This is a genomic window from Thalassolituus marinus (assembly GCF_020320395.1).
GTDB classification, from domain to species: domain Bacteria; phylum Pseudomonadota; class Gammaproteobacteria; order Pseudomonadales; family Oceanobacteraceae; genus Venatoribacter; species Venatoribacter marinus.
In genome coordinates this window covers 19,577-44,399 of the sequence record NZ_JAEDAH010000013.1, presented here as the reverse complement: position 1 = coordinate 44,399, position 24,823 = coordinate 19,577, and the positions used below count along the sequence as shown (strand labels likewise).

Annotated in this window: 29 protein-coding genes and 1 other RNA gene; 27 read left to right on the top strand and 3 right to left on the bottom strand. The window is 52.4% G+C overall.

Features of this window, described 5'->3' with window-relative positions; translation table 11 throughout:
- Window positions 1-31: 31 nt before the first annotated feature.
- The 4 genes from I9W95_RS03175 (at window position 32) to miaE (ending at window position 3,714) form a co-directional block, all read left to right on the top strand.
- Window positions 32-1,846, top strand: a complete 1,815-nt coding sequence (locus tag I9W95_RS03175; RefSeq protein WP_225671772.1) for an ABCB family ABC transporter ATP-binding protein/permease — start codon at window positions 32-34, stop codon at window positions 1,844-1,846.
- Window positions 1,843-2,616 (top strand): flap endonuclease Xni, encoded by a 774-nt coding sequence (gene xni, locus I9W95_RS03170; protein ID WP_225671770.1) that lies wholly within the window; start codon window positions 1,843-1,845, stop codon window positions 2,614-2,616. The genes I9W95_RS03175 and xni overlap by 4 nt, the downstream gene beginning before the upstream one ends.
- 61 nt (window positions 2,617-2,677) lie before the next feature.
- Entirely contained in the window at window positions 2,678-3,094 is a 417-nt protein-coding gene (locus I9W95_RS03165) for an acyl-CoA thioesterase (protein ID WP_225671768.1), read from the top strand.
- Window positions 3,091-3,714, top strand: coding sequence for a tRNA-(ms[2]io[6]A)-hydroxylase (miaE, locus tag I9W95_RS03160; protein ID WP_225671766.1), 624 nt, complete (start codon window positions 3,091-3,093; stop codon window positions 3,712-3,714). Before I9W95_RS03165 ends, miaE begins: the two co-directional genes overlap by 4 nt.
- Here the strand turns inward: miaE and I9W95_RS03155 are convergent, their stop codons facing one another.
- Window positions 3,715-3,894: a hypothetical protein gene (locus I9W95_RS03155; protein WP_225671764.1), complete on the bottom strand. Its 180-nt coding sequence runs from the start codon at window positions 3,892-3,894 to the stop codon at window positions 3,715-3,717.
- Between the two features lie 172 nt (window positions 3,895-4,066).
- Between I9W95_RS03155 and I9W95_RS03150 the strand changes: the two genes are divergently transcribed.
- The 5 genes from I9W95_RS03150 (at window position 4,067) to I9W95_RS03130 (ending at window position 8,348) form a co-directional block, all read left to right on the top strand.
- The gene (locus I9W95_RS03150) at window positions 4,067-4,984 is read left to right on the top strand and encodes an alpha/beta fold hydrolase (protein ID WP_225671762.1); all 918 of its coding nucleotides are present in this window, start codon (window positions 4,067-4,069) and stop codon (window positions 4,982-4,984) included.
- A 51-nt stretch (window positions 4,985-5,035) separates the two neighbouring features.
- A complete protein-coding gene (locus I9W95_RS03145; RefSeq protein WP_225671760.1) occupies window positions 5,036-5,500 on the top strand; it encodes a DMP19 family protein in 465 nt (154 codons plus the stop codon).
- Window positions 5,501-5,545: 45 nt separating this feature from the next.
- Window positions 5,546-5,905, top strand: coding sequence for a diacylglycerol kinase family protein (locus tag I9W95_RS03140; protein WP_225671758.1), 360 nt, complete (start codon window positions 5,546-5,548; stop codon window positions 5,903-5,905).
- A 53-nt stretch (window positions 5,906-5,958) separates the two neighbouring features.
- On the top strand, window positions 5,959-6,519 hold the full coding sequence (locus tag I9W95_RS03135; RefSeq protein WP_225671756.1) for a chalcone isomerase family protein: 561 nt from the start codon (window positions 5,959-5,961) through the stop codon (window positions 6,517-6,519).
- A gap of 212 nt (window positions 6,520-6,731) precedes the next feature.
- Window positions 6,732-8,348, top strand: coding sequence for a response regulator (locus I9W95_RS03130; RefSeq protein WP_225671753.1), 1,617 nt, complete (start codon window positions 6,732-6,734; stop codon window positions 8,346-8,348).
- A gap of 4 nt (window positions 8,349-8,352) precedes the next feature.
- On the opposite strand, the gene I9W95_RS03125 is transcribed toward I9W95_RS03130, so the two are convergent.
- Window positions 8,353-10,740, bottom strand: a complete 2,388-nt coding sequence (locus I9W95_RS03125) for a Lon protease family protein (protein ID WP_225671751.1) — start codon at window positions 10,738-10,740, stop codon at window positions 8,353-8,355.
- 107 nt (window positions 10,741-10,847) lie between these two features.
- Here I9W95_RS03125 and ybfE point away from each other — a divergent pair, with 107 nt between their 5' ends.
- From ybfE to I9W95_RS03075, 10 genes are all read left to right on the top strand, one after another.
- Entirely contained in the window at window positions 10,848-11,117 is a 270-nt protein-coding gene (ybfE, locus tag I9W95_RS03120; protein WP_225671749.1) for a LexA regulated protein, read from the top strand.
- Between the two features lie 96 nt (window positions 11,118-11,213).
- On the top strand, window positions 11,214-11,786 hold the full coding sequence (locus I9W95_RS03115) for a hypothetical protein (RefSeq protein WP_225671747.1): 573 nt from the start codon (window positions 11,214-11,216) through the stop codon (window positions 11,784-11,786).
- A 73-nt stretch (window positions 11,787-11,859) separates the two neighbouring features.
- Window positions 11,860-11,956, top strand: an RNA gene (gene ffs / locus I9W95_RS03110) — signal recognition particle sRNA small type.
- Between the two features lie 82 nt (window positions 11,957-12,038).
- On the top strand, window positions 12,039-14,000 hold the full coding sequence (dnaX, locus tag I9W95_RS03105) for a DNA polymerase III subunit gamma/tau (protein ID WP_225671745.1): 1,962 nt from the start codon (window positions 12,039-12,041) through the stop codon (window positions 13,998-14,000).
- A gap of 18 nt (window positions 14,001-14,018) precedes the next feature.
- On the top strand, window positions 14,019-14,345 hold the full coding sequence (locus I9W95_RS03100; RefSeq protein WP_225671743.1) for a YbaB/EbfC family nucleoid-associated protein: 327 nt from the start codon (window positions 14,019-14,021) through the stop codon (window positions 14,343-14,345).
- A 3-nt stretch (window positions 14,346-14,348) separates the two neighbouring features.
- Window positions 14,349-14,873 carry a recombination protein RecR gene (recR, locus tag I9W95_RS03095; protein ID WP_225671740.1) on the top strand — a complete coding sequence of 175 codons (525 nt, stop codon included), beginning with the start codon at window positions 14,349-14,351 and terminating at the stop codon, window positions 14,871-14,873.
- Window positions 14,870-16,051, top strand: coding sequence for a ribonuclease D (gene rnd / locus I9W95_RS03090; RefSeq protein ID WP_225671738.1), 1,182 nt, complete (start codon window positions 14,870-14,872; stop codon window positions 16,049-16,051). Before recR ends, rnd begins: the two co-directional genes overlap by 4 nt.
- Window positions 16,032-16,316 carry a YcgL domain-containing protein gene (locus I9W95_RS03085; protein WP_225671736.1) on the top strand — a complete coding sequence of 95 codons (285 nt, stop codon included), beginning with the start codon at window positions 16,032-16,034 and terminating at the stop codon, window positions 16,314-16,316. The genes rnd and I9W95_RS03085 overlap by 20 nt, the downstream gene beginning before the upstream one ends.
- Window positions 16,313-16,753: a YcgN family cysteine cluster protein gene (locus tag I9W95_RS03080; protein ID WP_225671733.1), complete on the top strand. Its 441-nt coding sequence runs from the start codon at window positions 16,313-16,315 to the stop codon at window positions 16,751-16,753. The genes I9W95_RS03085 and I9W95_RS03080 overlap by 4 nt, the downstream gene beginning before the upstream one ends.
- Window positions 16,741-17,094, top strand: coding sequence for a hypothetical protein (locus I9W95_RS03075; RefSeq protein ID WP_225671731.1), 354 nt, complete (start codon window positions 16,741-16,743; stop codon window positions 17,092-17,094). Before I9W95_RS03080 ends, I9W95_RS03075 begins: the two co-directional genes overlap by 13 nt.
- Window positions 17,095-17,174: 80 nt before the next feature.
- Here I9W95_RS03075 and I9W95_RS03070 read toward each other — a convergent pair whose 3' ends face one another.
- A complete protein-coding gene (locus I9W95_RS03070; RefSeq protein ID WP_225671729.1) occupies window positions 17,175-17,375 on the bottom strand; it encodes a hypothetical protein in 201 nt (66 codons plus the stop codon).
- Between I9W95_RS03070 and I9W95_RS03065 the strand changes: the two genes are divergently transcribed.
- The 8 genes from I9W95_RS03065 (at window position 17,364) to I9W95_RS03030 (ending at window position 24,819) form a co-directional block, all read left to right on the top strand.
- The gene (locus I9W95_RS03065; protein ID WP_225671727.1) at window positions 17,364-18,035 is read left to right on the top strand and encodes a YEATS-associated helix-containing protein; all 672 of its coding nucleotides are present in this window, start codon (window positions 17,364-17,366) and stop codon (window positions 18,033-18,035) included. The genes I9W95_RS03070 and I9W95_RS03065 overlap by 12 nt on opposite strands.
- 23 nt (window positions 18,036-18,058) lie before the next feature.
- Entirely contained in the window at window positions 18,059-20,278 is a 2,220-nt protein-coding gene (locus I9W95_RS03060) for a vWA domain-containing protein (RefSeq protein ID WP_225671725.1), read from the top strand.
- A 105-nt stretch (window positions 20,279-20,383) separates the two neighbouring features.
- Complete coding sequence (locus I9W95_RS03055) at window positions 20,384-21,226, top strand: AAA family ATPase (protein WP_225671723.1); 843 nt, start codon at window positions 20,384-20,386, stop codon at window positions 21,224-21,226.
- 5 nt (window positions 21,227-21,231) lie between these two features.
- The gene (locus I9W95_RS03050) at window positions 21,232-22,413 is read left to right on the top strand and encodes a vWA domain-containing protein (RefSeq protein ID WP_225671721.1); all 1,182 of its coding nucleotides are present in this window, start codon (window positions 21,232-21,234) and stop codon (window positions 22,411-22,413) included.
- A gap of 109 nt (window positions 22,414-22,522) precedes the next feature.
- The gene (locus I9W95_RS03045) at window positions 22,523-23,239 is read left to right on the top strand and encodes an SH3 domain-containing protein (RefSeq protein ID WP_225671719.1); all 717 of its coding nucleotides are present in this window, start codon (window positions 22,523-22,525) and stop codon (window positions 23,237-23,239) included.
- The gene (locus tag I9W95_RS03040) at window positions 23,236-23,847 is read left to right on the top strand and encodes a hypothetical protein (RefSeq protein WP_225671717.1); all 612 of its coding nucleotides are present in this window, start codon (window positions 23,236-23,238) and stop codon (window positions 23,845-23,847) included. The genes I9W95_RS03045 and I9W95_RS03040 overlap by 4 nt, the downstream gene beginning before the upstream one ends.
- Window positions 23,817-24,311 (top strand): peroxiredoxin family protein, encoded by a 495-nt coding sequence (locus tag I9W95_RS03035; RefSeq protein WP_225671716.1) that lies wholly within the window; start codon window positions 23,817-23,819, stop codon window positions 24,309-24,311. The genes I9W95_RS03040 and I9W95_RS03035 overlap by 31 nt, the downstream gene beginning before the upstream one ends.
- Before the next feature lie 7 nt (window positions 24,312-24,318).
- On the top strand, window positions 24,319-24,819 hold the full coding sequence (locus tag I9W95_RS03030) for a hypothetical protein (RefSeq protein ID WP_225671714.1): 501 nt from the start codon (window positions 24,319-24,321) through the stop codon (window positions 24,817-24,819).
- Window positions 24,820-24,823: the final 4 nt, after the last annotated feature.

Genomic DNA, 24,823 nt, shown 5'->3' with positions numbered 1-24,823 from the left:
CCAATCTATAGCAGAACTGAGTAACAGTTAGATGAAATCTGCGCAGTTTGTCCCTGAAAATGCTCCGCAACAATATCGGGGCTGGCACTGGGTAAAGACCCTCTGGCCCTACCTGATGGAATACCGCGGTCGGGTTATTGCGGCACTCATGTGCCTGATCGCCGCCAAGGTTGCCAGTGTTTCTATGCCATTCCTGCTGAAACATCAGGTCGATCACCTGTCAGGTGTCGGGGACGCGGTTGCGACTGACTGGTGGGTCTGGTTCCCGCTGGGCTTGTTACTGGGCTACGGATTTGTGCGTTTTATGAGCGTATTTGCCGGTGAACTACGGGATTTATTTTTCGGCCGGGTTACCGAGCGAGCGATGCGGCGTATGGCATTGCGCGTGTTTGAGCATTTGCACAAACTCAGTCTGGAGTTTCACCTGAATCGCCAGACCGGGGCACTGCAACGCGATATTGAGCGTGGCACGAACGGCATCAGTTTTCTGATGCGTTTCATGATCTTTAATATCATACCGACCTTTCTGGAGCTGTTTCTGGTGATTGGCTTGTTGCTGGCCAATTACCCGCCGGTGTTTGGCCTGATTACGTCTGTGGCGGTAATCGCTTATGTTGCCTATTCGGTGAAAGTAACGGAATGGCGCACACAGTATGTGCGTGAAGCCAATCGCATGGATTCAACTACCCACGCCCGTGCGCTCGATAGTTTGCTGAATTACGAAACGGTTAAATATTTTACCGCTGAGCAGCGTGAAGCAGGATTTTACGATGACTCGCTGGCACGCTGGGAAAATGCCCGCCGTAAGAATCGTTTCTCCTTGTTTTCCCTGAACAGTGGTCAGGCGCTGATTATCAGTAGCGCCATGGCATCCATGCTGCTGTTTGCGGCGTACTATGTCATTGAGGGTAGCATGACCATCGGCGACTTTACGCTGATTAACGCTTTTATGTTTCAGCTGTTCCTGCCGCTGAATTTTCTCGGCTTTATCTACCGGGAAATTAAAGCGTCGATGGCCAATATTGAACGCATGTTTGAGTTGCTTGACGAGCAACCAGCGGTGCCGGATAGCGGGACGCAAACACTTAACATAAACCGCGGCGAAGTGCGTTTTGAGTCGGTGGGTTTCGCCTATCAGAATGGTCGCGAAATTCTGCACAATTTATCCCTGACGCTTAGCGCGGGAAAAACGCTGGCAATTGTTGGCGGTAGCGGGGCAGGAAAATCGACACTGACCAAATTGCTGTTCCGCTTTTACGATGTAGGTCGGGGGCGAATTCTGATTGATGGTCAGGATATTCGTGATGTGCCGCAACAGGCGTTGCGTTCGGTGCTGGGGATTGTGCCGCAGGATACGGTTTTGTTTAACGACACCTTACTGAATAACCTGTTGTATGCAAAACCGGATGCCAGCGAACAGGAAATTCAGGATGTGATCCGTATGGCGCATCTCGAGCATCTGGTGGCCAGTTGTCCTGATGGTCTGCAAACCGTTGTGGGTGAGCGCGGCCTGAAATTGTCCGGCGGCGAAAAGCAGCGTATTGCTATTGCCCGGATGCTGCTCAAACGACCAGCCATTATGGTATTTGATGAAGCCACGTCATCCCTCGATTCTCGTACCGAAAAAGGCATTATGGCAGCCATTCGCGAAGTAGCAGCTGGTCATACGGCGATGATTATTGCTCATCGCCTGTCGACGGTTGTGGATGCCGATTGCATTGCCGTGGTTGAACAGGGCGAAGTGGTGGAAAGTGGTACGCATCAGGCGCTGTTGGCGGCCAATGGATTTTACGCCCAGTTGTGGAGTGCTCAGCAGCAATCGTCTGTGGAGGGCGATCAGCCATGAAGTTGCTGATAATTGATGCGATGAATCTTATTCGGCGTATGTACGCAGCGGCGGAAGGTAGCGAGCTGGCACTGGAGGCAACACAGAGTCGTTGTCTCAGTGTTATTTCACGCAACGCGGCACAGCTGGACTCCACTCATGTGGCAGTGGTATTTGAGCAGAAATGCATCACCTGGCGGCATGAGGTGTGGCCGGATTACAAAAAGGGACGGCCGCCGATGCCGCAGGAGCTGGAGCAGGGGCTGGATTCTCTGCGCCGCTACCTTCAGCAAGCGGGATTATATTGTCTCGAACTGGCTGGCTGGGAGGGTGACGATGTGGTCGCGACGCTGGCCAGCAAAGCGGCTTTTGCCGGATTGCAGGTAGATATTCTGTCTACCGATAAAGGTTTTTGTCAGTTGGTCAATGGTCGCCTGAAGGTGCGTAACCATTTCGATCGCTTCAGCTGGGATGAGGAAATGGTCAGTCATCGTTTCGGCCTGCGACCGGAGCAGCTGCCTGATTTCTGGGGTATGGCTGGCGACACGACCAATCACTTACCGGGAGTTGAGGGCATTGGCCCGAAAACCGCTGGCCAGCTTCTGGATCGCTACCGCACGCTTGATCTGCTGCTCGCTCAGCTTGATACGCTGGATACCCGCAGTCGCAATGCACTGGAAAAACACTGGCAGTCAGCCCTGCTGACCCGTGCGCTGGCAACACTGCGTACCGATGTTCCGCTGGGTTTTAATCTGCATGACTTACGCTGGCAGTCTGGCCAGACAGGTTAGTCCTGTTAACAGATGCCGCAGGATTGATTAGAATCCCCGCCTTTTGTACAGAGATCTTCCTATGTCCGTTGATATCAAAGTTCGTGGTTATCACCTCGACATCTACCACCACGTAAACAACGGCCGCTACCTGGAATTTCTGGAAGAGGGGCGCTGGGACTACTTTGAACGCTATCGCTTTTTTGATCTGTTCGAGTCAGCCGATCTGGCATTTGTAGTGGCCAATATCAATATCAGTTACCGCCGTCCGGCTTATGCTGGCGAAGTGATCCGGGTTATCACTCGCATGAGCAAAATTGGTAATAAGAGCGCTCAGGCCATTCAGGAGGTCCGCCTGCTTGAAAATGGTGAGCCTACTGAGCTGATCGCCGACGCCATTGTTACTTTCTGCCTGATGGATGCCGAGTCGCAGAAGTCTGTGGTGATTGAAGGGCAGCTGCGTGACGTGCTGCAGAACATGATTGAGGAAGGGCAATGAGTGTAGAAGCGGTACTGGCCGAAATTAATGAATTTCTGGCCTGCCCCACACCAGACAGCTGGGTGGATGTGGCTTTGCAGAATCAGGATATTATGCTGATCGACCATGCCAACTGTGAAAAGAAGGCTGCGACAACAGCGATGAATCTGCTTTACAAACACATTGATCGTGAAGATCTGCTTAAGAAAATGAGTCAGCTGGCGCGTGAAGAATTGCTGCATTTCGAGCAGGTCGTAAACATCATGAAAGAGCGTGGTGTCGCGTATCGGCACGTATCATCATCACGCTATGCAGCAGGTTTACGTGACGCTGTGCGCAAAGGTGGTGTTGATGAGCTGATTGACGTGCTTATCGTCGGCGCTTTTATCGAAGCCCGTTCATGTGAACGTTTTGCCAAACTGGCGCCGTTTCTGGACGAGAAGCTGGCTAAATTCTACCGCTCGTTGTTGCGCTCTGAGGGGCGCCATTATCAGGATTATCTGACGCTGGCAGCGCAGTACGCCGACGCGCCGATTGATGAGCGCGTAGCGCAGTTCCGGGAGCTGGAACGTGATCTGATTGAGTCGCCAGACTCAGACTTCCGTTTCCACAGTGGCGTGCCTGAGTCGGCGGTCGCCTGATCAGTCCTCGCAGGAGCGGATGATTTTCACACACACATCGCAGATGTGTGTGTACTCCTCCTCGTCGATAACCCGGGCATCCAGATCCCGGCGAGCCTGAGCCATCGTGGCCTGGGCATCTTTCATGTCAGTGTATCGGCGGTTCGCTTCCAGTGCGCTGAGGGTCTTGGCTGACGTCATTGTTTTTCTCCTTGTCATGGCGTTGGTCAGGTAAAGCTAAACCGGTTTTTCTGCTTCTCATTCAAGACCACTTTTGGCAAAACTTCCTGTCGGGGCTTTCTATGGCGCGTTTTATTCCCTATAAAGTCGACCTTTGTTAACAATTTATAAAAAGCTGATCAGAGCAATAGAGATGACAGACAACAATAACAACGGACTCCAACCATGGAGTCGCAATGGTCTTGGCGGCTGGACTGCCAACGGAGAATCGTCCGCCCCTGCAATTCATGTACTGCACGGAAATGGCTTTTGCGCACGAACTCTCTGGCCCATGCTGCAGTCTCTTAACCCGGCTGGTGATGTCTATCTGACAGACGTTCCGGGTCACGGCCGCTCGCAGCAACCTAATCACGATATGCCGGACTGGCAGGCCATTGCTGAGAGCGTGTCTGAGGGTATTAAGGCCCGTGCTGGCGGGAAGCCTGTGATTGGTATCGGCCACTCAATGGGTGGCGTTCTGACGATGCTGATGGCGGCAAAACACCCGCAGCTGTTCGAGCGGATTATTTTGCTCGATCCGGTATTGTTCTCTCCGGAAGTCGTGCTGTTTCAACGTGTGGCACGCAAAAGCGGGTTGTGGAAGCGCTCTGCGCTGGTAAAAGCAGTAAGCGCACGTCGTCGTAACTGGCCGGATCGCGAGACGATGCGTGACGATCTGTGTCGTAAGTCGCTTTACCGACGCTGGACCAGCGAGGCTCTGGATGAGTTCATCAGTGGCGGCACCGAGCCCGTGGAGGAGGGTTTGACTCTGTCCTGCGATCCTGAGTGGGAAGCTTCAATTTTCGGTTCTTATCCTCGTGGGTTGTGGCGCGCTGTTCATAGTATTCAGGTTCCTGTCGACATACTGGTCGCGACCGAAAGTTATGGTTTTATTTCCCGCGCGGCCAAAAAAGCGCAAAAGGGGAATTCAAACATCCGCTGGCAGCAGGTTGAAGGTGGGCATTGTTTTCCTATGGAGCAGCCACAGTTGGCAGCCGATCTGATTGTCAACCTGTTGCAACAGAAGGGCCCCGATGGAGTTTTAAAACCTTTGTCAAAGGCTGAAGGGTAGGCTATTGTGACTTTTCCTTAAAGCCACCCAAGAGAGCGATGAGTAGGTTCTATGAACATGGAGATTCAGGCGGCGCTGGACGTTGCTGATGAAACTGATTCATTTCTTCAGATTACTGATGTCATTTACGCGAAAGAATCGGATGAGGGATATGAGGCCCTGAACGATGCAGAAAAAACGGTTTTCTGTATTGATGGGCTGCTCAGAGAGATGGAAAACGGCGGATTTGTGCAGTTTATTCATCATGAAGTCGGCGCTCTGGCCGAAGATACTCTGGAAGCTCTCGAACGAATCAAAGCGAAAGAAACCCATAGCCTGATGAACCGACTGATCGACTTCTTCGATGATCGTCGTGTTCCTGCTGATGAAGATGAACGCATTGAGTTCTTTGACCAGGTCGAAAGTGAATACGCCGATGAGATCGCAGAGCTGGATGACCGCTTCTACGATTCCGGTGAAAACCTGGTTGAAATGACTTTGCGCTTTGTCAGTCGCAACCTGAAAGACTTTCGTTGATATATGAGATGCCGGCTTTCAGCCGGCATTTTTATGGTTGCGGTTATGAGCTGGATTAGCGAGCGAGCCCGGGCTTTTACCTGTGCGGGTAATGGCTTGTTGCATATGATCGGCTCCGAGTCCCACGCCCGCATTCATGTGCTGGCTGTTGGTGCTGTGATCGTTGCTGGCGTAGTGACCCATATTTCCCGGTCTGAATGGATAATTCTGGTATTGGCCTGTGGCTTCGTCATTGCTTGTGAGGCCTTTAATACGGCGCTCGAACGCCTGGCTGACGCAACACATCCTGAGGACCATCCACTGGTCGGGCAAGCTAAGGATGTGGCAGCTGGCGCGGTGCTGGTATCGGCCTTGGCTTCTGTTATTATCGGTGCACTGATATTTCTGCCGTATTGGTTGAACTGAACACGGACAGACCTATCAGAATCAAATAACAACAATCACAAAGGACTTCTCACATGATCCGTATTCTGTTCGGTCTGGCTCTGATGCTGGGTCTCTCTTCCGCTGTGCAGGCTATTGAAGTCGGCGATATTGATGTCGGTGACAAGTTTTCTGTCGAGGGGCATAAGCTGGTGCTGAACGGTGCTGGTGTTCGGTCAAAGTTTTTCCTCGATGTTTACGTTGCAGCGCTGTATCTGCCAAATCAGATGACAGAGGCCAGCGAGATTATTGACTCCGATGAGCCAATGGCAATTCGCCTGTTTATTACCTCCGATATGATTACCAGCAAGCGTATGGCGGACTCCACCCGTGATGGTTTTGTACGCTCTACCGGCGGCAATCTGGCACCTATTGAGACGGAAGTGGAAGAACTGATTAAGGCCTTTCAGGAAGAAATTGAGAAGGGTGATATCTTTGATCTGGTATATGAGCCAGGTCAGGGTGTGACGGTTTACCGTGACGGTAAGGCAGCCTCCAATGTTAAGGGGCTGGAGTTCAAAAAGGCGCTGTTCGGCATCTGGTTATCTGAAGATCCTATTCAGAAATCACTTAAGAAGGCACTGGTAAGCAACTGATCGTTACTTACAGTAATCAGGTTGGCCTTAATTGTCCTGTGTGACGACCGCTGGCCAACCTGCACAAACGCTGCCTGAGTTCTACGCTTAAAGATGAATCCCGGGCTATTCGTGTGGGTTCAACTAAGGGTAAACTGCCGTTCAAGGGAATTCATGGCAGACATTGAAATGAAAACGCAGAATACAATGCCTCATAATCCGGAGTTCTCCGGGTGAACGGGCTCTCTGCATCAATGACATTCGACGACATCCTGCCAGAGCGCATCGTGCTGCTGGTTGTCGATGATGATCCTGCTGTCCTTGAAGTGACCCGGCTGATATTGGGCCGTTATCAGTATCAGGGACGCCCGGTAGAAATCCTCGAAGCATTGAGCGCCGCCGAGGCGCGTACCATTTTACAGCAGCGGGACGATATCGCCGTATTGCTGCTGGATGTGGTAATGGAATCCGATGACGCTGGTCTGCGTCTGGTTGAGTATATTCGTACCGACCTCAATAACTTCCGTTTACGTATATTGCTGCGTACTGGTCAGCCGGGTTATGCCCCTGAGCGTCAGGTCGTGCAGGACTACGATATAAACGACTACCTGATGAAGGCGGATGCCAGTCAGTCACGTATGATTATTGCCGTGACCACAGCCGTTCGGGGCTATTTCGATATTCTTCGCGCAGAAGCCATGGCGCTTAAGGCACAGGTATCACAGCAGGCATCAATGGCTAAAACCCAGTTTCTGGCGCACATGAGCCATGAGATCCGTACTCCGCTTAATGGCGTGGTTGGTTTGGTGGCCTTGCTGTCTGACACCAGCCTTTCAGATGAGCAGAAAGCACTGATTCAGGATCTTCGTCACGCTTCGGATGCGTTGATGGGAGTGGTCAATGATGTGCTCGATGTGTCGAAGATTGAGGCTGGTAAGCTTGAGCTTTACAGTGAGTCGTTCCGTATTTCGAATCTGATTGAGCGTGTTGCGGCCGTATTTATGGCACCACTCAAAGCGCGCCATATTCAGTTTGATGTCGACGCCGCCGAAGTCCCTGACCTTTGGATGCGCGGCGATGGTCAGCGTATTCAGCAGATTCTGATTAATTATCTGAGTAATGCGCAGAAGTTCACGCCCGATGGGGGCCGCATAGTCTTCAGAGTACAGTGTCGCCAGCAGGACAGCGGAAGCTGGTCGTTGTTCGCTGAAGTTGAAGATTCCGGTATTGGTATTCGGCCAGGACGACTTGCCAGTATTTTTGAAGCCTATGAGCAGGAAAGTGCGGAAACGTCAGCGCGTTACGGTGGCACCGGGCTGGGCCTGAGTCTTTCCCGCAGCCTCGCAGAGCTGATGGGTGGCAAGGTCGGCGCCGACAGTCAGCAGGGGCGGGGTAGTCGCTTCTGGCTGATGGTTCCTCTGAAAGAGGATGAAGCCTGTAGTGAAATCCCTGAAGCGCAGACAATGGACAATGTTACTGTGCTGGCGGGTGTTCATATTCTGTTGGCAGAGGATGATCAGACCAGTCAGAAAGTTTTGTGTCGGACTCTGCAGAATCATGGCGCTTCTATCGAGTGCTTCTTTGATGGTCAGGCGTTGCTCGATAGTGATGGTTTTATGGCAGCAGATGCCATTTTGCTGGACTACCATATGCCTCGGCTCGATGGCCCGGCGACCGCACGAGCGTTGCGCGGCGCAGGGTATGACGGCTTTATTCTGGCGTTAACCGGTGCCGTCACTGAAGACGATCGGGAGCAGTGTCTGATGGCGGGGATGAATGACGTTGTTACGAAACCCATCGACCGCCACAAATTGGTTGCACTGATCGCGGCGTACGATAAAAAGGACTGAACTATCAGTCCTTTTCTTTTTCACCCATGCGAGAAATCGCCTCCAGTCGGGCAATGATATCGCCATTGACTGTTCCTGCAGGGAAGTCTCCTTTTTCGTCAGCCTTACCGGCCTCCCGATGCATCAGTAATTCGATCGCCTGATCGACATGAGTCACGCAGTGGATGCTGAATAAACCTTTCTCAACGGCAGTGATTACCTCCGGTTTGAGAATCAGGTTGCGGCGGTTCGACTCAGGAATAATGACGCCTTGTTTGCCGGTTAATCCGCGCGCTTCACACAGGCGGAAAAAGCCTTCGATCTTCTCATTTACGCCACCAATGGCCTGTACTTCACCGTATTGATTCACAGAACCTGTCATGGCGAAGCTCTGATCTATCGGGCTGTGAATCAGGGCTGAGATCAGGCAGCAGAGTTCTGCTAATGACGCGCTGTCGCCATCGATGTAACCATAGGATTGTTCCATGGCAATGTGTGCTGAAATTGCCAGCGGAAACTTCTGCGCGTAGCGGTTACCCAGAAAGCCAGACAGAATCATCACACCTTTCGAGTGAATGGCCTGGCCCAGGGACACTTCGCGCTCAATATCAACCACGCCCTTGTGGCCAGGATAAACGGTCGCTGTAATGCGCGCCGGTGAACCAAAACTGGTGTCGCCCAGAGACATTACGGTTAAGCCATTCATTTTACCGATGGCTTCTCCGCTGCTTTCCAGTAATACCGTTCCGTCCATCATTTGCTCGAATAACTTATCGTAGACCCGGCCCGTGCGTTCGGTTTTCGCCTGCAGCGCACGATCGATATGACTGGCGCTTATGAGCTCATCTCCTGCCATGCGGCGTATAAAATCTGCCTCAGCCAACAAATCAAACTGATCGCCAATGCAGGCGCTCAAAACATTCTGTTGTTCAGCCAGGCGAGCACTGTAGCGCACCATACGTTCAATCGCGCTTTTATCCAGATCGGCATACTGCTGCTCATCGATGCGGCTTTTCAGCAAGCGGGCGTATGAGTAGAGGGTGTCGTCATTCAAGGGCAGATCACTGTCAAAGTCGACGACTGCGCGGAACAGGCGTTTGAAGTCCTCGTCGTATTCCTGCAGAAGATAATAAATATTGCGCGAGCCAATCAGCACCAGTTTGAAATCGAGTGGAATCACTGCCGGCAACAGCGTCGTGGTATTGATCAGGCCGAGTTCGGAATAGGGAGATTCCATTTTCAGTTGGCGAGACTGAATGGCACGTTTCAGGGCATCCCAAACCATGGGCTCTGAAAGTACTTTTTCAGCATCCAGGATCAGATAGCCACCATTGGATTTGTGCAGTGCACCCGGAGTGACGCGACGGTAGTTAGTTACCAGGGCTCCCTGCTCGTTAGCGTACTCTATGCGGCCAAACAGATTGGCGTAGCTCGGATGGGGTTCGTAAACGACCGGAGCGCCGCTGTCGGCAACATGGTTGGTAGCAATATTCGGCAGCAGTGATTCTTCAAGGCTGCTGCGCTTGGCGTATTCTTCGCGTAATTCGAGCAGTCGCTCTTCAACCAGCTCCTCCAGCACCAGACGGGGCAGGTGTTCTTCCATGGCGTCGAGATGACTGATAACACTGTCGTGGTGGTTGAAGCGTTCACGTATAGGCTGGATAAGTGGCGTAATGGCCTCTTTGATGGTTTCCTGGTTCAGCTGTCGCAGAGAGTTGCTGCTTTCGCGCTTCCACTGTGGCAGTTCGGCCAGCTGATCACTCAGCATCTGCTCCAGCTCGGCGATGTCGTTGTGGAATTCATCGCGCTCTTCTTCCGAAAGCTGCGCGAATTCGGTCTCATCCAGCGCTTTACCTTCCCGCATTGGTGTAAAGCTGATAGCGGATGAGTCGCGGTATACGGCGACGCCACGTTTATGCGCTTCACGCTCAACCAGCTCAATTGCTTTGTCGTAGCGACGATTGAAAACGTAATCAATGGCCGATTTTTTCTGCTGGTAGGTCGGGTGTTCCAGAGCGGCGGGGAAGGTAGCCAGCAGCTGGTCGATCAGATCACTGATCAGGCGCGAGAATTCATCTGCCTCGTCCGGCGCCAGTACTAGCGCTGCCGGCTCTCGAGGGTTTGTGAAATTGTTGACGTAGCACCAGATGTTCGGTGTCTGCTGGCGCTTGGCTTCACTGCGCAGGTAGTCGCGAACGTAGGACGAACGGCCAGTACCGGTCTCGCCCATGACAAAAATGTTGTAGCCGGGCTTCTGCATGGCGACGCCAAACTGAATGGCATTGACGGCGCGATCCTGACCGAGAACGCCCTGAAAAGGTTCCAGTTCCCGGGTGTCGGCAAAGTTAAATATCCGGGTATTGAAGGCGGGTGTCAGCTGGGAAGCGGGTACTGATGTGCTGTGATTATCCATTTCAACTACTTGATGACGCAAAAAGGTAACAGTATTGCCAGTCGACGGAGTTGGCAAGCGGGGAAGTCGGGGTGATAATTGCGCCGCTATTGTTTATTGGGGGATTCATGTCCATTCAGCCCGAAGATCGGACAACCATTGATATGTTCGCGCCCGCCCGCCCGGGCAGGCCGCGCAGCAATCCGTATGATCGCTCGCACCAGTGCAGAATCAATAAACGTATGCAGCGTCAGCGCGACAAGGACCGTGGATTGCAGCGTCTGGAAATCAAGCTGGACGGGGACATGATTAATGCAATGGATAAAATCTGCGACGAGCTGGGTCTGTCTCGGGCGGATGTCGTAGAAATGGCGCTTAAGCAGTGGCTCCATCTCTGAACAAGGTATGGCTTTTGGACGACCGGCGTTGCGATGGCAGGACAATGCCCCTAAACTGAGTTCTTAGTTTGAGCTGAATATCAGCCAGGAATTGATGTGCTAGGAAAGCAACTCTCCGCCAGGGCAGGGGTTTGCCTGTGGCTCTCAGTATTGACGTTGTCTGGCTGCGCAGCCACGCCAACAGTGTCTGATGACTCCCAGTTATCTTCTCCGGGTGCCGTTGTGCAGGCTGGTAGTGGTACGTTACTGGAACCTGTTGCGTTATATGGTTTACCCGAACTGTCTATTGGCGCGGAATCAAGCGCTGACCAGGGTGAATTTATTACGGTATGCGATCGAAAGTTTCGCCAGCTCGATCAGGATAAACCGTTGGTGATTTATCTGGATGGTGATCTGCAGATGCTTCGTTGGTATCAGGAGCAAACCAGTAGTCAGCGTCTCTGTCACCGGTTCGCAGCGTCAATGTCGGTTATTCGCGGTGTGGCGGATGCCCAGCGTGCCATTCTGCGGCTGTATTTCCGCAATGGTGAGCAGATTGAGCAGCGTATCTCCGGAACCATGTCGGATTATCTGTCCCGTCCTAAAATGCTCGGCCCGCAGCGGGGATTCAGCCGCTTTATCGAAGCGGTTGTCGATGTGACTCCTGCAGAAATGGTTGTTGTCGAGTAACTGCTTGATATTTCTGGCGGTTTTCGTTACTGTGCCGCCTCCCAACAATCGTTGGGGCCGTTATGGTGGCCTCTGTTGGTCCCCTCGCAACGATAAACCGCGAACCCCGCCAGGCCCGGAAGGGAGCAACGGTAGTGGTCGACTCGTGTGCCGGGGTGTGGCTGGCAGAGGTCATCTCCAATTTGCACTGACTTTCCCTCTCTGACACGGTATCATGCGCTTCATTGCGTAATCTCTGGTGCTGGAAAATACATGAGTTATCAAGTACTTGCCCGAAAATGGCGTCCCCGTTTCTTTGATGAAATGGTGGGGCAGGAGCATGTGCTGCGAGCGCTCATTAACGCTCTGAATGAACAACGCCTGCACCATGCCTACCTGTTTACCGGAACCCGTGGTGTCGGTAAGACTACGATCGCCCGAATTCTGGCTAAATGCCTGAATTGCGAGCAGGGCATCAGTGCCCGTCCCTGCGGTGAATGCAGTGCCTGTCGCGAGATCGCCGAAGGCCGTTTTGTTGATCTGATTGAGGTCGATGCCGCATCCCGCACCAAGGTGGAAGATACCCGCGAGTTACTGGACAACGTTCAGTACGCTCCGACACGTGGACGCTTTAAGGTTTACCTGATCGACGAAGTGCATATGCTGTCAACGCACAGCTTCAATGCCTTGCTGAAAACGCTGGAAGAGCCACCGGCCCACGTCAAATTTCTGCTGGCGACCACCGATCCGCAAAAACTGCCAATCACCGTACTCTCGCGTTGTCTGCAGTTCAGTCTGAAGAACATGACGCCAGAGCGTATTGTCAGTTACCTGGCCAAAGTGCTGGAAGCTGAACAGCTGAAGTATGAAGAGCCAGCTTTGTGGCAGCTTGGTCGAGCGGCTCAGGGCAGTATGCGTGATGCATTGAGCCTGACTGATCAGGCAATTGCCTATGGCGAAGGATCCGTTGGCGAGGCTCAGGTCAATGCCATGCTGGGTACAATGGACCGCGGACGGCTGTTCAAGCTGGCGGAAGTCATGGCCAGGGCGGAGGCTCCTGAGGTGATTGCCGAGATTGCTGCAATGGCCGAGCACGGTCCCGACTATGACGAAGTTTTACAGGGGTTACTGACCATCTGGCATCGCGCAGCGCTTGCTCAGGTGGTGCCCGATGCTATTGATAACGCAGAGGGCGATCGCGAAGCCATTCTGCAACTTGCGATGGCTATGCCCGCCGAAGATCTGCAGCTCTATTATCAGATCGCTTTAAATGGCCGTGCCGATCTGGCCATTGCCCCCGATCCTCGTCAGGGCTTTGAAATGGTGCTGCTGCGCATGCTGGCTTTCCGTCCGGCGCCAAATGCCCCCGTTGATCTCGACCTGACGACAGTACTCGAAAAAAAAAAGTCACTGACGCCTGATTGTTCGCAATCAACTCCTGTACAGAGTGCTGTAGCTGTTGCACCGGCGGTGGCCACTACCCCGGAAGCGGCGGTAGTCCCCGTTACGAACGTCTCGAATGATCAGTCCAGTCTTGCGGAATCAGAGGTCGTCGTTACTGCATCTGTTGAGAGTGAAGATCTGGCCGAGGCCGCTGATGTATCTCCTGCCATTGGTGTAAATGACTATGGCAGTGGAGCAGATGCGCTGAATAATGATTTGCCAGAGCCAGAGCCAGAGCCAGAGCCAGAGCCAGAGCCCGTTGCTGATAGTCAGCCACAACCGGGGGCTATGGCAGCATTACTGAATACCACCTCGTATGTATCAACTGAGTCCGGGCTTGCTGATGACGAAGCTAAGGCTGCAGAGTCAGTGGATGACACCATTGTGTCAGAACGAGATCAGTTGCCTCCTTTACAGCCTCATACCTGGTGGATGTGGGTGGGGCACCTCGCTCTTGCCGGTTTGCCGATGGCGATTGCACGCAACAGCGCATTAGTCAGTGTCAGTGCAGACAGTTACGAATTTGATGTTGATCCGGTGCAGGGGGCGCTTTTTAATCCGGGGCAGCAGCAGCGCATCCAGGATGCACTGCGGGAGTTGCTGCCTGCAGCAACCATTTCCATGGTGCTGCAGTCACCGCGCGGAGAGACGCCGGAGCAGCGCCGGCAACGATTGCAGGCTGAAGCACAATACGGTGCTCGTCAGGCCATTGATGGTGATCCGCTGGTGCAGCGGATTCTGAATGAATTTGAAGGCTTTGTGCTGGACGATACTGTTCGTCCGGTCAGTTAAACATAACAGGAGAACCTTATGATTAAAGGTGGAATGGGCAACCTGATGAAGCAGGCGCAGAAAATGCAGGAACAGCTGCAGAAGGCGCAGGCGGAACTTGCAGATGCTGAAGTAACTGGTGAATCAGGCGCGGGACTGGTCAAAGTCACTATGACTGGCCGTCACGATGTTAAGCGCGTCGAGCTGGATGATTCTGTGATGGAAGAAGACAAAGAAATGCTGGAAGACCTGCTGGCGGCGGCAGTGAATGATGCTGTTCGTAAAATCGAGCAGAATAATCAGGAGCAAATGTCCAAACTGACGTCGGGTATGGGTCTTCCACCAGGCATGAAGCTGCCATTCTGAGTTATGCCGCAGCCATCTGCATACCTGAATCTGATGAACGCTTTTGATGCATTGCCAGGGGTAGGCCCGCGCGCAGCCGATCGTTTGGCGCAGTTTGTCATTCAGGATGAAGCTGGCGGTAGACTGGCGGAAGCAATTGTTAAGGCGCGCAGCTCGCTGCAGTTGTGCGAACGATGCTTCTGTCTGGCGATGTCACCCTTATGTGAGCAGTGTTTAACGCCGTCTGACGATGCACAGCTTATGGTGGTTGTTGATCTCAATACTCATCAGCTCTTGCAGGATGCCGGGCACCACAATTTATTTGTCCTGCATGGTTTGTTGTCGCCATCGGCAGGCGTGGGTCCGGGTCAGCTGAAGCTGCAGGCGCTGCGTCAGCGGGTCGTGGATGAGCAGATTCAGTCAGTTTTTCTGGTGTTCCCGGGCGGTGTCGAAGCGGACGCCACTGAGTGGTTCATTGCCGATATGCTGGCTGATGTGCAGGTGACAAGAACCGATCAACAGGCGCTGATACAGGGAAAGGGTGTATGAGTCGGTTAAAAATACCTGAGCCCCGCTGGATCACAACGGACGAGCAGCTGGCTCAGGCTTGCTTATCGTGGTCATCCGAAGCTTATCTCGCGGTTGATACTGAGTTCGTCAGAACGAAAACGTTTTACCCGGAAGCAGGGCTGATTCAGATTGCCTGCAGCCAGGGTTCGGCATTGATTGATCCGCTGACTATTTCTGACTGGGCACCACTGGCGGAGCTTTTCAGCCACCCCATGGTGGTTAAAGTCTTTCATGCATGCGCAGAAGACCTTGAAGTGTGCAGGCGTCTTACCCGTGTCATGCCGTCACCACTGGTTGACTCTCAGATAGGTGGAGCGCTCGCAGGTCTTGGCGGCATTATGGGGTTTCAGCGTCTGGTAAAGGAAGTTCTTAATATCAATCTGCCGAAAGAAGAGACGCGCTCCGACTGGTTGAGCAGGCCATTGCGTGAAGAGCAGGTTGAATATGCAGTTGCAGACGTTCATTACCTCTACAAGCTTTATCCCAAACTGGTTTCCACGCTGCGTCAGCTGGGGCGTCAGGGGTGGGTAAGTGAAGACTCTGAACGTATGATCCGCGCTGCGGAAAAAAGTGAAAAAATCACCGCTTACTACCGGCGCGTTAAACTTGCCTGGAAATTGCGGCCACAGGAGTTGTTGCTGTTACAACAGCTCGTAATGTGGCGTGAAGAGCAGGCTCGTGAGCGCAATGTTCCGCGCAGCAAAGTGCTGGATGACAACACCCTGTGGAATCTTGCTCGATACAAGGCGGGTAATCGTGATCAGCTGGCCAAGGCTGGCGTGCCGCAGCCGGCTATTCGTAATGATGGAAAGGTATTGCTGAAAATTATCAGCGAAACCATGGCTGCAGATAAATCGGCGTGGCCGAAACAGCTTGATCGTCCATTGTCGCCTCAGGCGGGACAGTGGCTGAAAATCATGAAGGAAGCGGTAACTGAGAAAGCGGACATGCTGGGCATTCCGCCGGAAATGCTGGCGCGTAAAAAAGCGCTCGAAGCATTGCTACGCACTGGTTACCCCAATGGACCTTATCGTTTGCCGGAAAGTCTAAATGGCTGGCGTAAAGCCGAAATCGGTGACTATTTAATTGAAATGCTGCAGGACCAGACGAGAGTTATCTCGCTGAGAAAACAAAGTAATGACCAAAGTACTGTGTGATATCTATAAAAGTCGTAAAAAAGACGAAGCGTATCTTTATGTAAGCCGTAAAGACGGTCTCGAAAAAGTGCCGGAAGAACTTTACGAAATATTCGGAAAACCGGAACTGGCGTTGACTATGATGCTGAGCCCTGAGCGCAAGCTGGCTCGTGCGGATGCTGAAAAAGTACTCGCTGGCATTGAAGAAAAAGGCTATTACCTGCAAATGCCACCTCCGCGTGAAACCTACATGCTGGATCTGTTCTGTAAGCTGGATAAAGAATGAGCTCGCAGCCTTTCTGGCAGGTCAAAAAGCTGGGTGAAATGACTCGTCAGGAGTGGGAGTCGTTATGCGATGGTTGCGCTTTGTGTTGCCTTCATAAGCTTGAAGACGAAGACACGGGCGATGTGTATTACACCGATGTCCATTGCCGCTATATGGATACCAGCAATTGCCGTTGTACCGTCTATACCGAACGCAACAAAAAAGTTCCTGAATGTGTCTGGCTGACGCCGGAGCAGGCGCATCAGTTTTTCTGGTTGCCGCCGACCTGTGCTTATCGTTTGCTGGCGGAAGGTAAGCCTTTATTTGACTGGCACCCTCTGGTTTCCGGTGACCCGGATAGCGTTCACCAGGCGGGGGTTTCTATTCGAGGCAAGGGCATTGCCGACGACAAACTTAGTGAAGATGAATGGCAGGACCGGATTATATGGAAGGCGTAGTTGAATTTTTGCCGTTCTGGGTCGGCTATTTATTGTTTGCGATGATTGGTTACTGGTGCTGGAGAGGGTTGTTTTTCTGGCTATCTCCTGAATCTGATGTTCGCCGTTTTCTGAATATGCTGGGTGTTGTTCTGTTATTTACCCCGGCACCGATCGAGGCTGGCTCTGCTTTCTTTGCACCGGTATTTGTGGTTTTACCATTTACCATACTTGCACAGGGTATGACGGCGGCTATGTATTCGGTGACCTGGTTGCTTTCCGGTTTGTGTATCGGAGTGGTAGTTCTGGCGCTCAGACAGCTGGTCCGCTGGTTCAGAGCGCGTGGCGAAAATAATGATTAACAAATGTTAAATATACGTATCTGGCGATATTTAAAAATCAGATGAGGCCGGTTTGTGAAAACAATCCGGCCTTTATTTTGTCAATTCTCAACTTTTTTTATTCCATTTCTGGCTAACCGATAAAACTTTGCTAGTTTTAATGCAGGAGTGTTCAGTATTCCGGCTGGAAGCAGTTGCTGTACACAGACTTTAACTTGGGGGTTATCCGTCAGTGGAGTAATCGGATTAGGGGTGACATCGTCACGCTCTAATGGATGAGAGGTTGGAACATGGCTAATCATATCTTCATTCTGGCAACTGTCATGCTGTTGGCTGGCATTTTTGGGGGCTTGGTAAATTACTACCTGTATGGCGACAAAGATCGGGATGCAGCAAGTCTGCCGCGTTTTTTAGTAGTGGGTGTGGGCGCATCATTTCTGGTACCAGTGGTGCTGGATATGGTGAACAGCGAACTGGTTCTCGAAAGCCAGGGCGACCCAAGCCGTCTGCTTATTTTTACTGGTTTCTGTCTGATTTCGGCTCTGCTGAGTCGTTTCTTTATCGACAATCTGTCCGATCGTATTCTTAGTGAAGCTCAGGCAGCTAAGCAGCGCTCAGAAGAAACTCAACAGAATCTTCGTATTATCCAGAGTGAGCTGCTGCCGCTGATTGATACCGAAACTGAGCAGGATAGTGCTCAGGAAGAAGATCCTCACGTACAGATGGCAAACGATGAGCTGGATGTTACTTCGACACAGGTTCTGAAAATTCTGTCCAGTGGTCGGTTTATTTTCCGCTCATTGGCAGGTGTTTGCCGCGAGGCTAATCAGGAAGAGTCTACTGTGCTTAAAACACTGCACGTGCTGGTTAATCGCAGCCTGGCAGGCAAAGTCAGTGGCAAAAATGGCGTACGTTGGCATATCACCGAAAAAGGTCGTCGCGTACTCGAATCTTCGCTGTAAGTTTGTGACCCCCGGGAGCAGTTATGATGATTAATCGCTGGCTGTCGGGGGTGATGTTTTTATCACTCCTGCCATTCCTTTTCACTTATTCCTCTCTGATACAGGCAGCTGAAAAGCCGTCTGATGTGCGCATCATTGTCGATATTTCCGGCAGTATGAAAGAAACGGACCCCGCGAATCTTCGGGTGCCGGCACTGAATCTTCTGGTTGAGTTATTACCCGATAACGCCCGTAGTGGCGTGTGGACCTTTGGCCATTACGTCAACATGATGGTGCCACTGGATCTGGTAGATAAGGGGTGGCGTGAGCGCGCTAAGGAACAGGCAAAGTCCATTAACTCGGTTGGCCTGTATACCAACCTCACCGGGGCTCTTGAAAAGGCGAGCTGGCAGCTGGCAGCTGACAGCGGTTTTGATCAGAGCGTGATTCTGTTGACGGATGGCAGAATTGATATGCCAGCAGATGCTGGTCGGGATATCAATGAAGCCGAGCGCAAACGACTGTTCGATAAAGTGCTGCCGCGCTACACCGAGGCGGGAGTTCGGGTACATACCGTGGGGTTATCTGCAGCAGCAGATACTGAGTTGCTACAGCAGATTGCCCTTGAAACCGGTGGTATGTACCTGGAAGCATCCGATGCTGATGCACTGCTGAAGGCATTTCTTAAGGCGTTTGATCGTGCTGTGCCAGTTGAACAGGTTCCGATGGACGACAATCTGTTTGAAATAGACGCCAGCGTTTCTGAATTCACGGCACTTGTTTTCCGCAAGGCCGGTGGACGCCAGACACGACTGATTTCGCCTGCCGGGGCAGAGCTGAGTGCTGCAAGTGCGCAGGCGATGGACAATGTTCGCTGGCACGAAGATGTTAACTTCGATCTGATTACCGTTAGCGAACCAGAGGTTGGAAGCTGGCGAGCGGATGCAGATATTGATCCCGATAATCGTGTGCAGATTCTGTCTGATCTGACGCTATCGGTAGACGGCCTGCCTAATACGCTGTTTTCAGGTACACCTGTCGATCTGGCCATGGCGTTGTACAACGCCGGTGAAGTGGTGTCAGAGAAAGCGATTCTGGGGTTAACGGACTTTACTCTGAAAGTTACAGCACCCGATGGCCGGTCTGGAAGCAAACTTTTGTCCGATCCTGAGGCATTACCAGAAGATGGGGTTTTCAGGGAGTCTATGACGCGTCTGTCTCAGATCGGCGAATACCGCTTTGAAGTCACCGCTGTCGGAAGAACTTTTCAGCGCCGTCAGGTACTCACTGCGAGCCTGATGGAGCCTCTGTCTGTAGAGGTCATCGACGTTGCGGAGGAAGAGCGCGTACACGTACAGGTGCTGGCTAAGAGCGACAATGTTGACACCACGCTCAGTCGGGTGATTGCTAAGGTTACCTACCCTGATGCGAGCTCCCTGATCAATACCATGGCCTACGATCCCGCCTTAAAGGGCTGGCAGATGGATCTGACGGCTGAAAAAGGACCTGGCCGATATGAGCTGGTGCTGAATATCCGTGGTGTGACTGCCGGTGGTACTACCTTTAAAAGCCATCCGGAAGAGATCGTCAGGGATTTTCCACTGATAAAGCCTCAGGCGATTGCGCCTGAAGAGCTCCCTTCGGAGGAGGAGGCGAGTAATACGGCCGGTGCAGCGGACGACTCTGAGGCGGCGCAGTCGACTCCCGAACCGGGTGTTGAGGAAAAAACCGAGCAACCACCAGCAGAGAAGCCAGAGGAGGCGGCAGAGCCAGAGGCCGTTCAGCCGGAGCCGGAAATTGTCCCTGATCTTGCCAAGCGATTCGCCGAGCAGGCAGATGTGGTCGAGGAGGAGACTGAGGATGAAGGTATAGCCTGGTGGGTGTATCTGCTGCTCGCGCTGGGAAATCTGGCTATTTTCGGTGGCGCCGGGGCCTGGTGGTTTATGCGCCGTAAGAAAACAGCGAAAGCGGAGCCGGAAGCCGAAGTGAAAGGCGGTATCAGTGACGAACTTGCCGGAGATGATGGTTTGTCAGATGACGACTTCGCTGGCGATTTTGATGATTTCAGTGATGGTGGTGAGGAAGAGATCCCATTACCTGAGGATGACGCCCCGGCGGCGCCTGCCAGGGCTCCATCTACGATGGGCAGTGATGCAGACATTGACGTCTCGCTGGATGATGATTTTGACCTCGATGCGGGAGATGCCGAAGAAGCTTCGGACGATTGGGGTGAATTCGATGCTGATGAGGATAACAAAAGCTGATTCGTATGCGCTCCGCCGACTTCGGAGCGCGATACCTTGCCGATAATCACCCCCCTCCTTATACTGCTGGCCTGATTTGTCGAATATTTTGACCTAGAGGTTAGTATGAAGTTTCAGGGTACCAAGGAATACGTAGCCACTCCCGAGCTGCAGATGGCCGTTAACGCCGCGATCGCACTTAAGCGCCCGTTACTGCTGAAAGGGGAGCCAGGTACCGGTAAAACCATGCTGGCTGAACAGCTGGCAGAATCTCTTGGCACTGAACTGATTCAGTGGCACATCAAAAGTACGACCAAGGCACATCAGGGCCTGTACGAGTATGATGCCGTATCGCGTCTGCGAGACTCCCAGCTGGGTGTCGACAAGGTTCACGACATCTCCAATTACATCGTTAAGGGAAAGCTCTGGGAAGCATTCACCGCAGAAAAGCCAGTGGTACTGCTGATTGACGAAATCGACAAGGCGGACATTGAGTTCCCCAACGACCTGCTGCTTGAGCTCGATAAAATGGAGTTCTTCGTTTACGAGACGCAGGAGCGTATCGTCGCGAAACATCGTCCGATTATCCTGATTACCAGTAACAACGAAAAAGAACTGCCGGACGCCTTCCTGCGTCGCTGCTTCTTCCATTACATCGACTTCCCGGATCGTGAAACGATGAAAGCCATCGTTGATGTGCATTACCCGCAGGTGCAATCTGCGCTGGTAACTGAAGCGCTGGATGTTTTCTTTGATGTGCGAAAAGTACCGGGTCTTAAGAAAAAGCCGTCCACGTCTGAGTTAATTGACTGGCTGAAGCTGCTGATGGCCGATGAAATCGGCCCTGAAGCTTTGCGCAACAAAGACACTACTAAGGCTATTCCGCCACTGTACGGCGCATTGCTGAAAAATGAGCAGGACGTGCAGCTGCTGGAGAAACTGGCATTTATGAGCCGCCGTAAAGGGTAAGCCCGATGCTGATCGATTTTTTTCAGACGGTAAGAAAAGCCAAAGTTCCCTGTTCGGTTCCGGAATATCTGGATCTGGTGAACTGTGTGCGTGAGCATCTGGCATTCGGTGATCTGAATGACTTCTATGCCTTAGCCCGGCTTTGTCTGGTAAAAGACGAGCGCCACTACGATAAATTCGATAAAGCTTTTGCTGCTTATTTCAAAGGTCTTGATGAGCTGCCGGACTTTATGGATGAAGCCAATATTCCACAGGACTGGATGCGTAAAGAATTCGAACGCATGCTGTCAGAGGAGGAAATGGAAAAACTGGAGGCGATGGGTGGCCTCGACAAGGTGCTGGATGAGTTTAAAAAGCGCCTTGAAGAGCAGAAAAAGCGTCATCAGGGCGGCAATAAAATGATTGGGACCGGCGGTACGTCTCCTTTCGGTGCTAATGGCTACAATCCGGAAGGCATTCGTATTGAACAGGGGCAGTCCCGTCACAAGAAAGCCATCAAAGTCTGGGATCAGCGGAATTACAAAGATCTGGATGACAGCATTCAGCTGGGTATTCGCAATGTTAAGGTCGCTCTGCGCCGCCTGCGTAAGTTCGCTCGTCAAGGGGCGGCGGATGAGCTTGATCTTGGTGATACCATCAGTTCTACAGCACGTAATGCTGGTTTTCTTGATATCAAAATGGTTCCGCAACGCCATAACACGGTTAAGGTCCTGTTGTTTTTTGATATCGGCGGTTCGATGGACCCTCATGTTCGGGTGTGTGAGGAGTTGTTCTCTGCCGCCAGGACTGAATTCAAGCACATGGAGACCTTCTACTTTCACAACTGTCTGTATGAGCAGGTGTGGAAGAACAATATCCGTCGTATGAACGAGCGCTCAGACACCTGGGAGATCATTCGTAAGTACGGTCCCGACTACAAAGTTATCTTTGTTGGTGATGCCATGATGGCGCCGTATGAGGTAACGCATGTTGGCGGTAGCGTGGAGCATTGGAATGAGGAGCCGGGAGCGGTCTGGATGCAGCGTATGGCTGATCACTATGACAAGCTGGTCTGGCTTAACCCTGCACCGGAATCCTACTGGGGGCAGGGCGGTTCGCTGGGGGCGATCCGCGATATTGTTAAACAGCATATGTACCCGCTGACGCTCGAAGGTCTTGAGAAGGCGATGAAGGAACTCAGCAAGTAAAACGGTACGAATGTACTGATTGATTGTCAGCTGTGCTTTGTGGAAGAATGGCACTGATAAAAAGGCATGGATGCCCCATAACTAAAAAATATAAAGGGCTGTTGTACCCATGTTGGGTCCGGGGAATACCGCAAGTCGCCTGTTGTTACAGGCCGCTTTGATCACCACTCTGTTTTTTGGCACGTCGGCTTACGCTGCTGATGCTGTTTATCACCTGCGCAAGGGTCCGGGCGCAGCGTTTCCTGTCGTCTACGATATCTCTTCTTCTTCAGACTTATCGCTGCAATCTGCTCAGGGCAGCTGGGTACGTGTGTCTGATGGAACCCGCGAAGGCTGGCTGCCAGCTTCTGTTCTGCAGCCTGGTAAAGGACGGTCCGCCGCTCTGGTATGGTTCATTAACGAAGCGTCTGAACCAGGGCTCTGGTCACTGAGCCTTGGCCTGTCGACGGACGATAGCTACGAATTCAATCTTGCTTACGCGATGGCGAATGAGGTCGCGCTGGACGGTCGTATGCGTCGTGCCAGTAGTGGTCTTGCTGAATGGCAGACATACGAAATAGGTGCGAGCTTTCCGCTGCAGCGTTTCAGCCGACTGCATTGGCTGGGATATGCCGGCGTAGGTGTCGGTTCGGCCAATGGATACAGTGATCGATGGCAGGAAGCTGGAGAGTCGACCAGTGTGACGACGCTGTCCGTTTCGACTGACTTCGTCTGGCAGTTGGCTCAGCGTTTCGATCTTCGCCTGCGACTCAGGGCTGAACAGGCTTTTGGGGGCGATGACAAGGTTTCTACCGCCACATCACTTATCTGGAATCTGGCAATATGATGAAAAGACTGGCGCTGTTATCACTACTGCCAATATCTGCTTACGTTCAGGCTGAGGCTGTCAGTGATATTTATCAACCCGATACCCGCCAGGTACGGGTTAGCGGGCAGGAAGCAATTCCTGTCAGAAACGCAATGCTCGGAATTGGTGCGGTCTATCAATCACAGGACAATCTTGAATCCCGTCTTGGGGTGAATATGTCGGTTCGCTGGCTGGCGTCCGACCGCTGGTACGTCAGTGGCGAATATCAGCATGCCCCATTCAATCAGGATGCCGTAGTACAGGATGGAGCAGTAGTTGTAGAGGCAAACGAGAATGCATCTGTACTGGCTGCGGGTATGGGCTATGCGGTTATGCAGGGCAATGCCAGCTTTAACGGACGTCGCAGCTACCCCTGGCAACTTGCTGTCGAGATGTTTGCTGGCGAACAGTTTACTGGTGATACCAGTGGTCGCTATACCGCGCTGGGATTTTCCTGGCAAATTATTGAACGTGATTATTGGGTTGCTATGGGATGGCGTATTTACCAGACCAATGATGAGCGACTGAGCAAATTAGATGTTAATTCGGGGGCGCAATGGGGCGTTTCATTCGGTTTCTGGTTCTGACCCTGACTGTCGGTGCGACTTCGGCGCTCGCCCAGACCATAGCCCCGGGTGAGAAGGTTGATGATTTCTCTCTGCCTTCGGCCAATGGCGGCTGGGGACAGCGGCTGGCAGAGCAAAAGGGCCTGCCGGTTATGCTGATCTGGACTGATTACTGCGATGGTTGTGAAGAGCGTCTTTCAGCCTATCAGTTGCTGGCTGAGAGTCATGCCATAGACGGCCTGGTAAGCTGGGTGATCTGGACACCAAAAGGTAATGCAGAAGCCCCGAGGATGCGTTTGCCCGTACTGAGTAATAACGGTCGTCTGAAAACGGCCTGGCAACTGGAACCAAAGCCAGCAGTAATGCTGATTAATCGTGATGGGGTGCTGGATCATCTGTTTACAGGCAGCCTGTCACGTCGTTACGACGATGTTGAATCTGTGATGGCTGGCTGGCTGGCCGCTCAGTCACAGAAAGAGCACTGAGGTTTATATGATGAAGCTGGTTATTCTGACCTGTCTGTTATTTCCGTTTACCGTTCAGGCGGAGGATGCACGAATCTCCGCAGATATTGCCGACGTTAAGCGATCCGTACTGGAGCTTAACAAAGACCTTTACGAGCTTGAAGAAGCTTTGATGAGTCCGGCGACGACCCGTGCGGAAGTATATTTTTCACTGCTGCATGGTGAGTTCTTCGAACCTTTATCGGTGGAAGTAACAGCTCGGGGCATCGATCCGGTTCACCATATCTACACCGAGCGTCAGGTGTCAGCCTTGCGTATGGGCGCTGTGCAGCCGCTGGCCAAAATGACGTTCGGGCCTGGTCGCCACAATCTGCATGCCGTTATCCGAGGCGTTGACCATATGGGACAACCGCGTGAACTGGTGGTGGATGAAAACGTTGAAAAATCGGACAAACCATTGCTGATGGAAATTGTAATCAGCGACAACAGCGAGCGGCAAAGTGCCGAGGCCGAGCTGAGAGTCTGGTAACGTT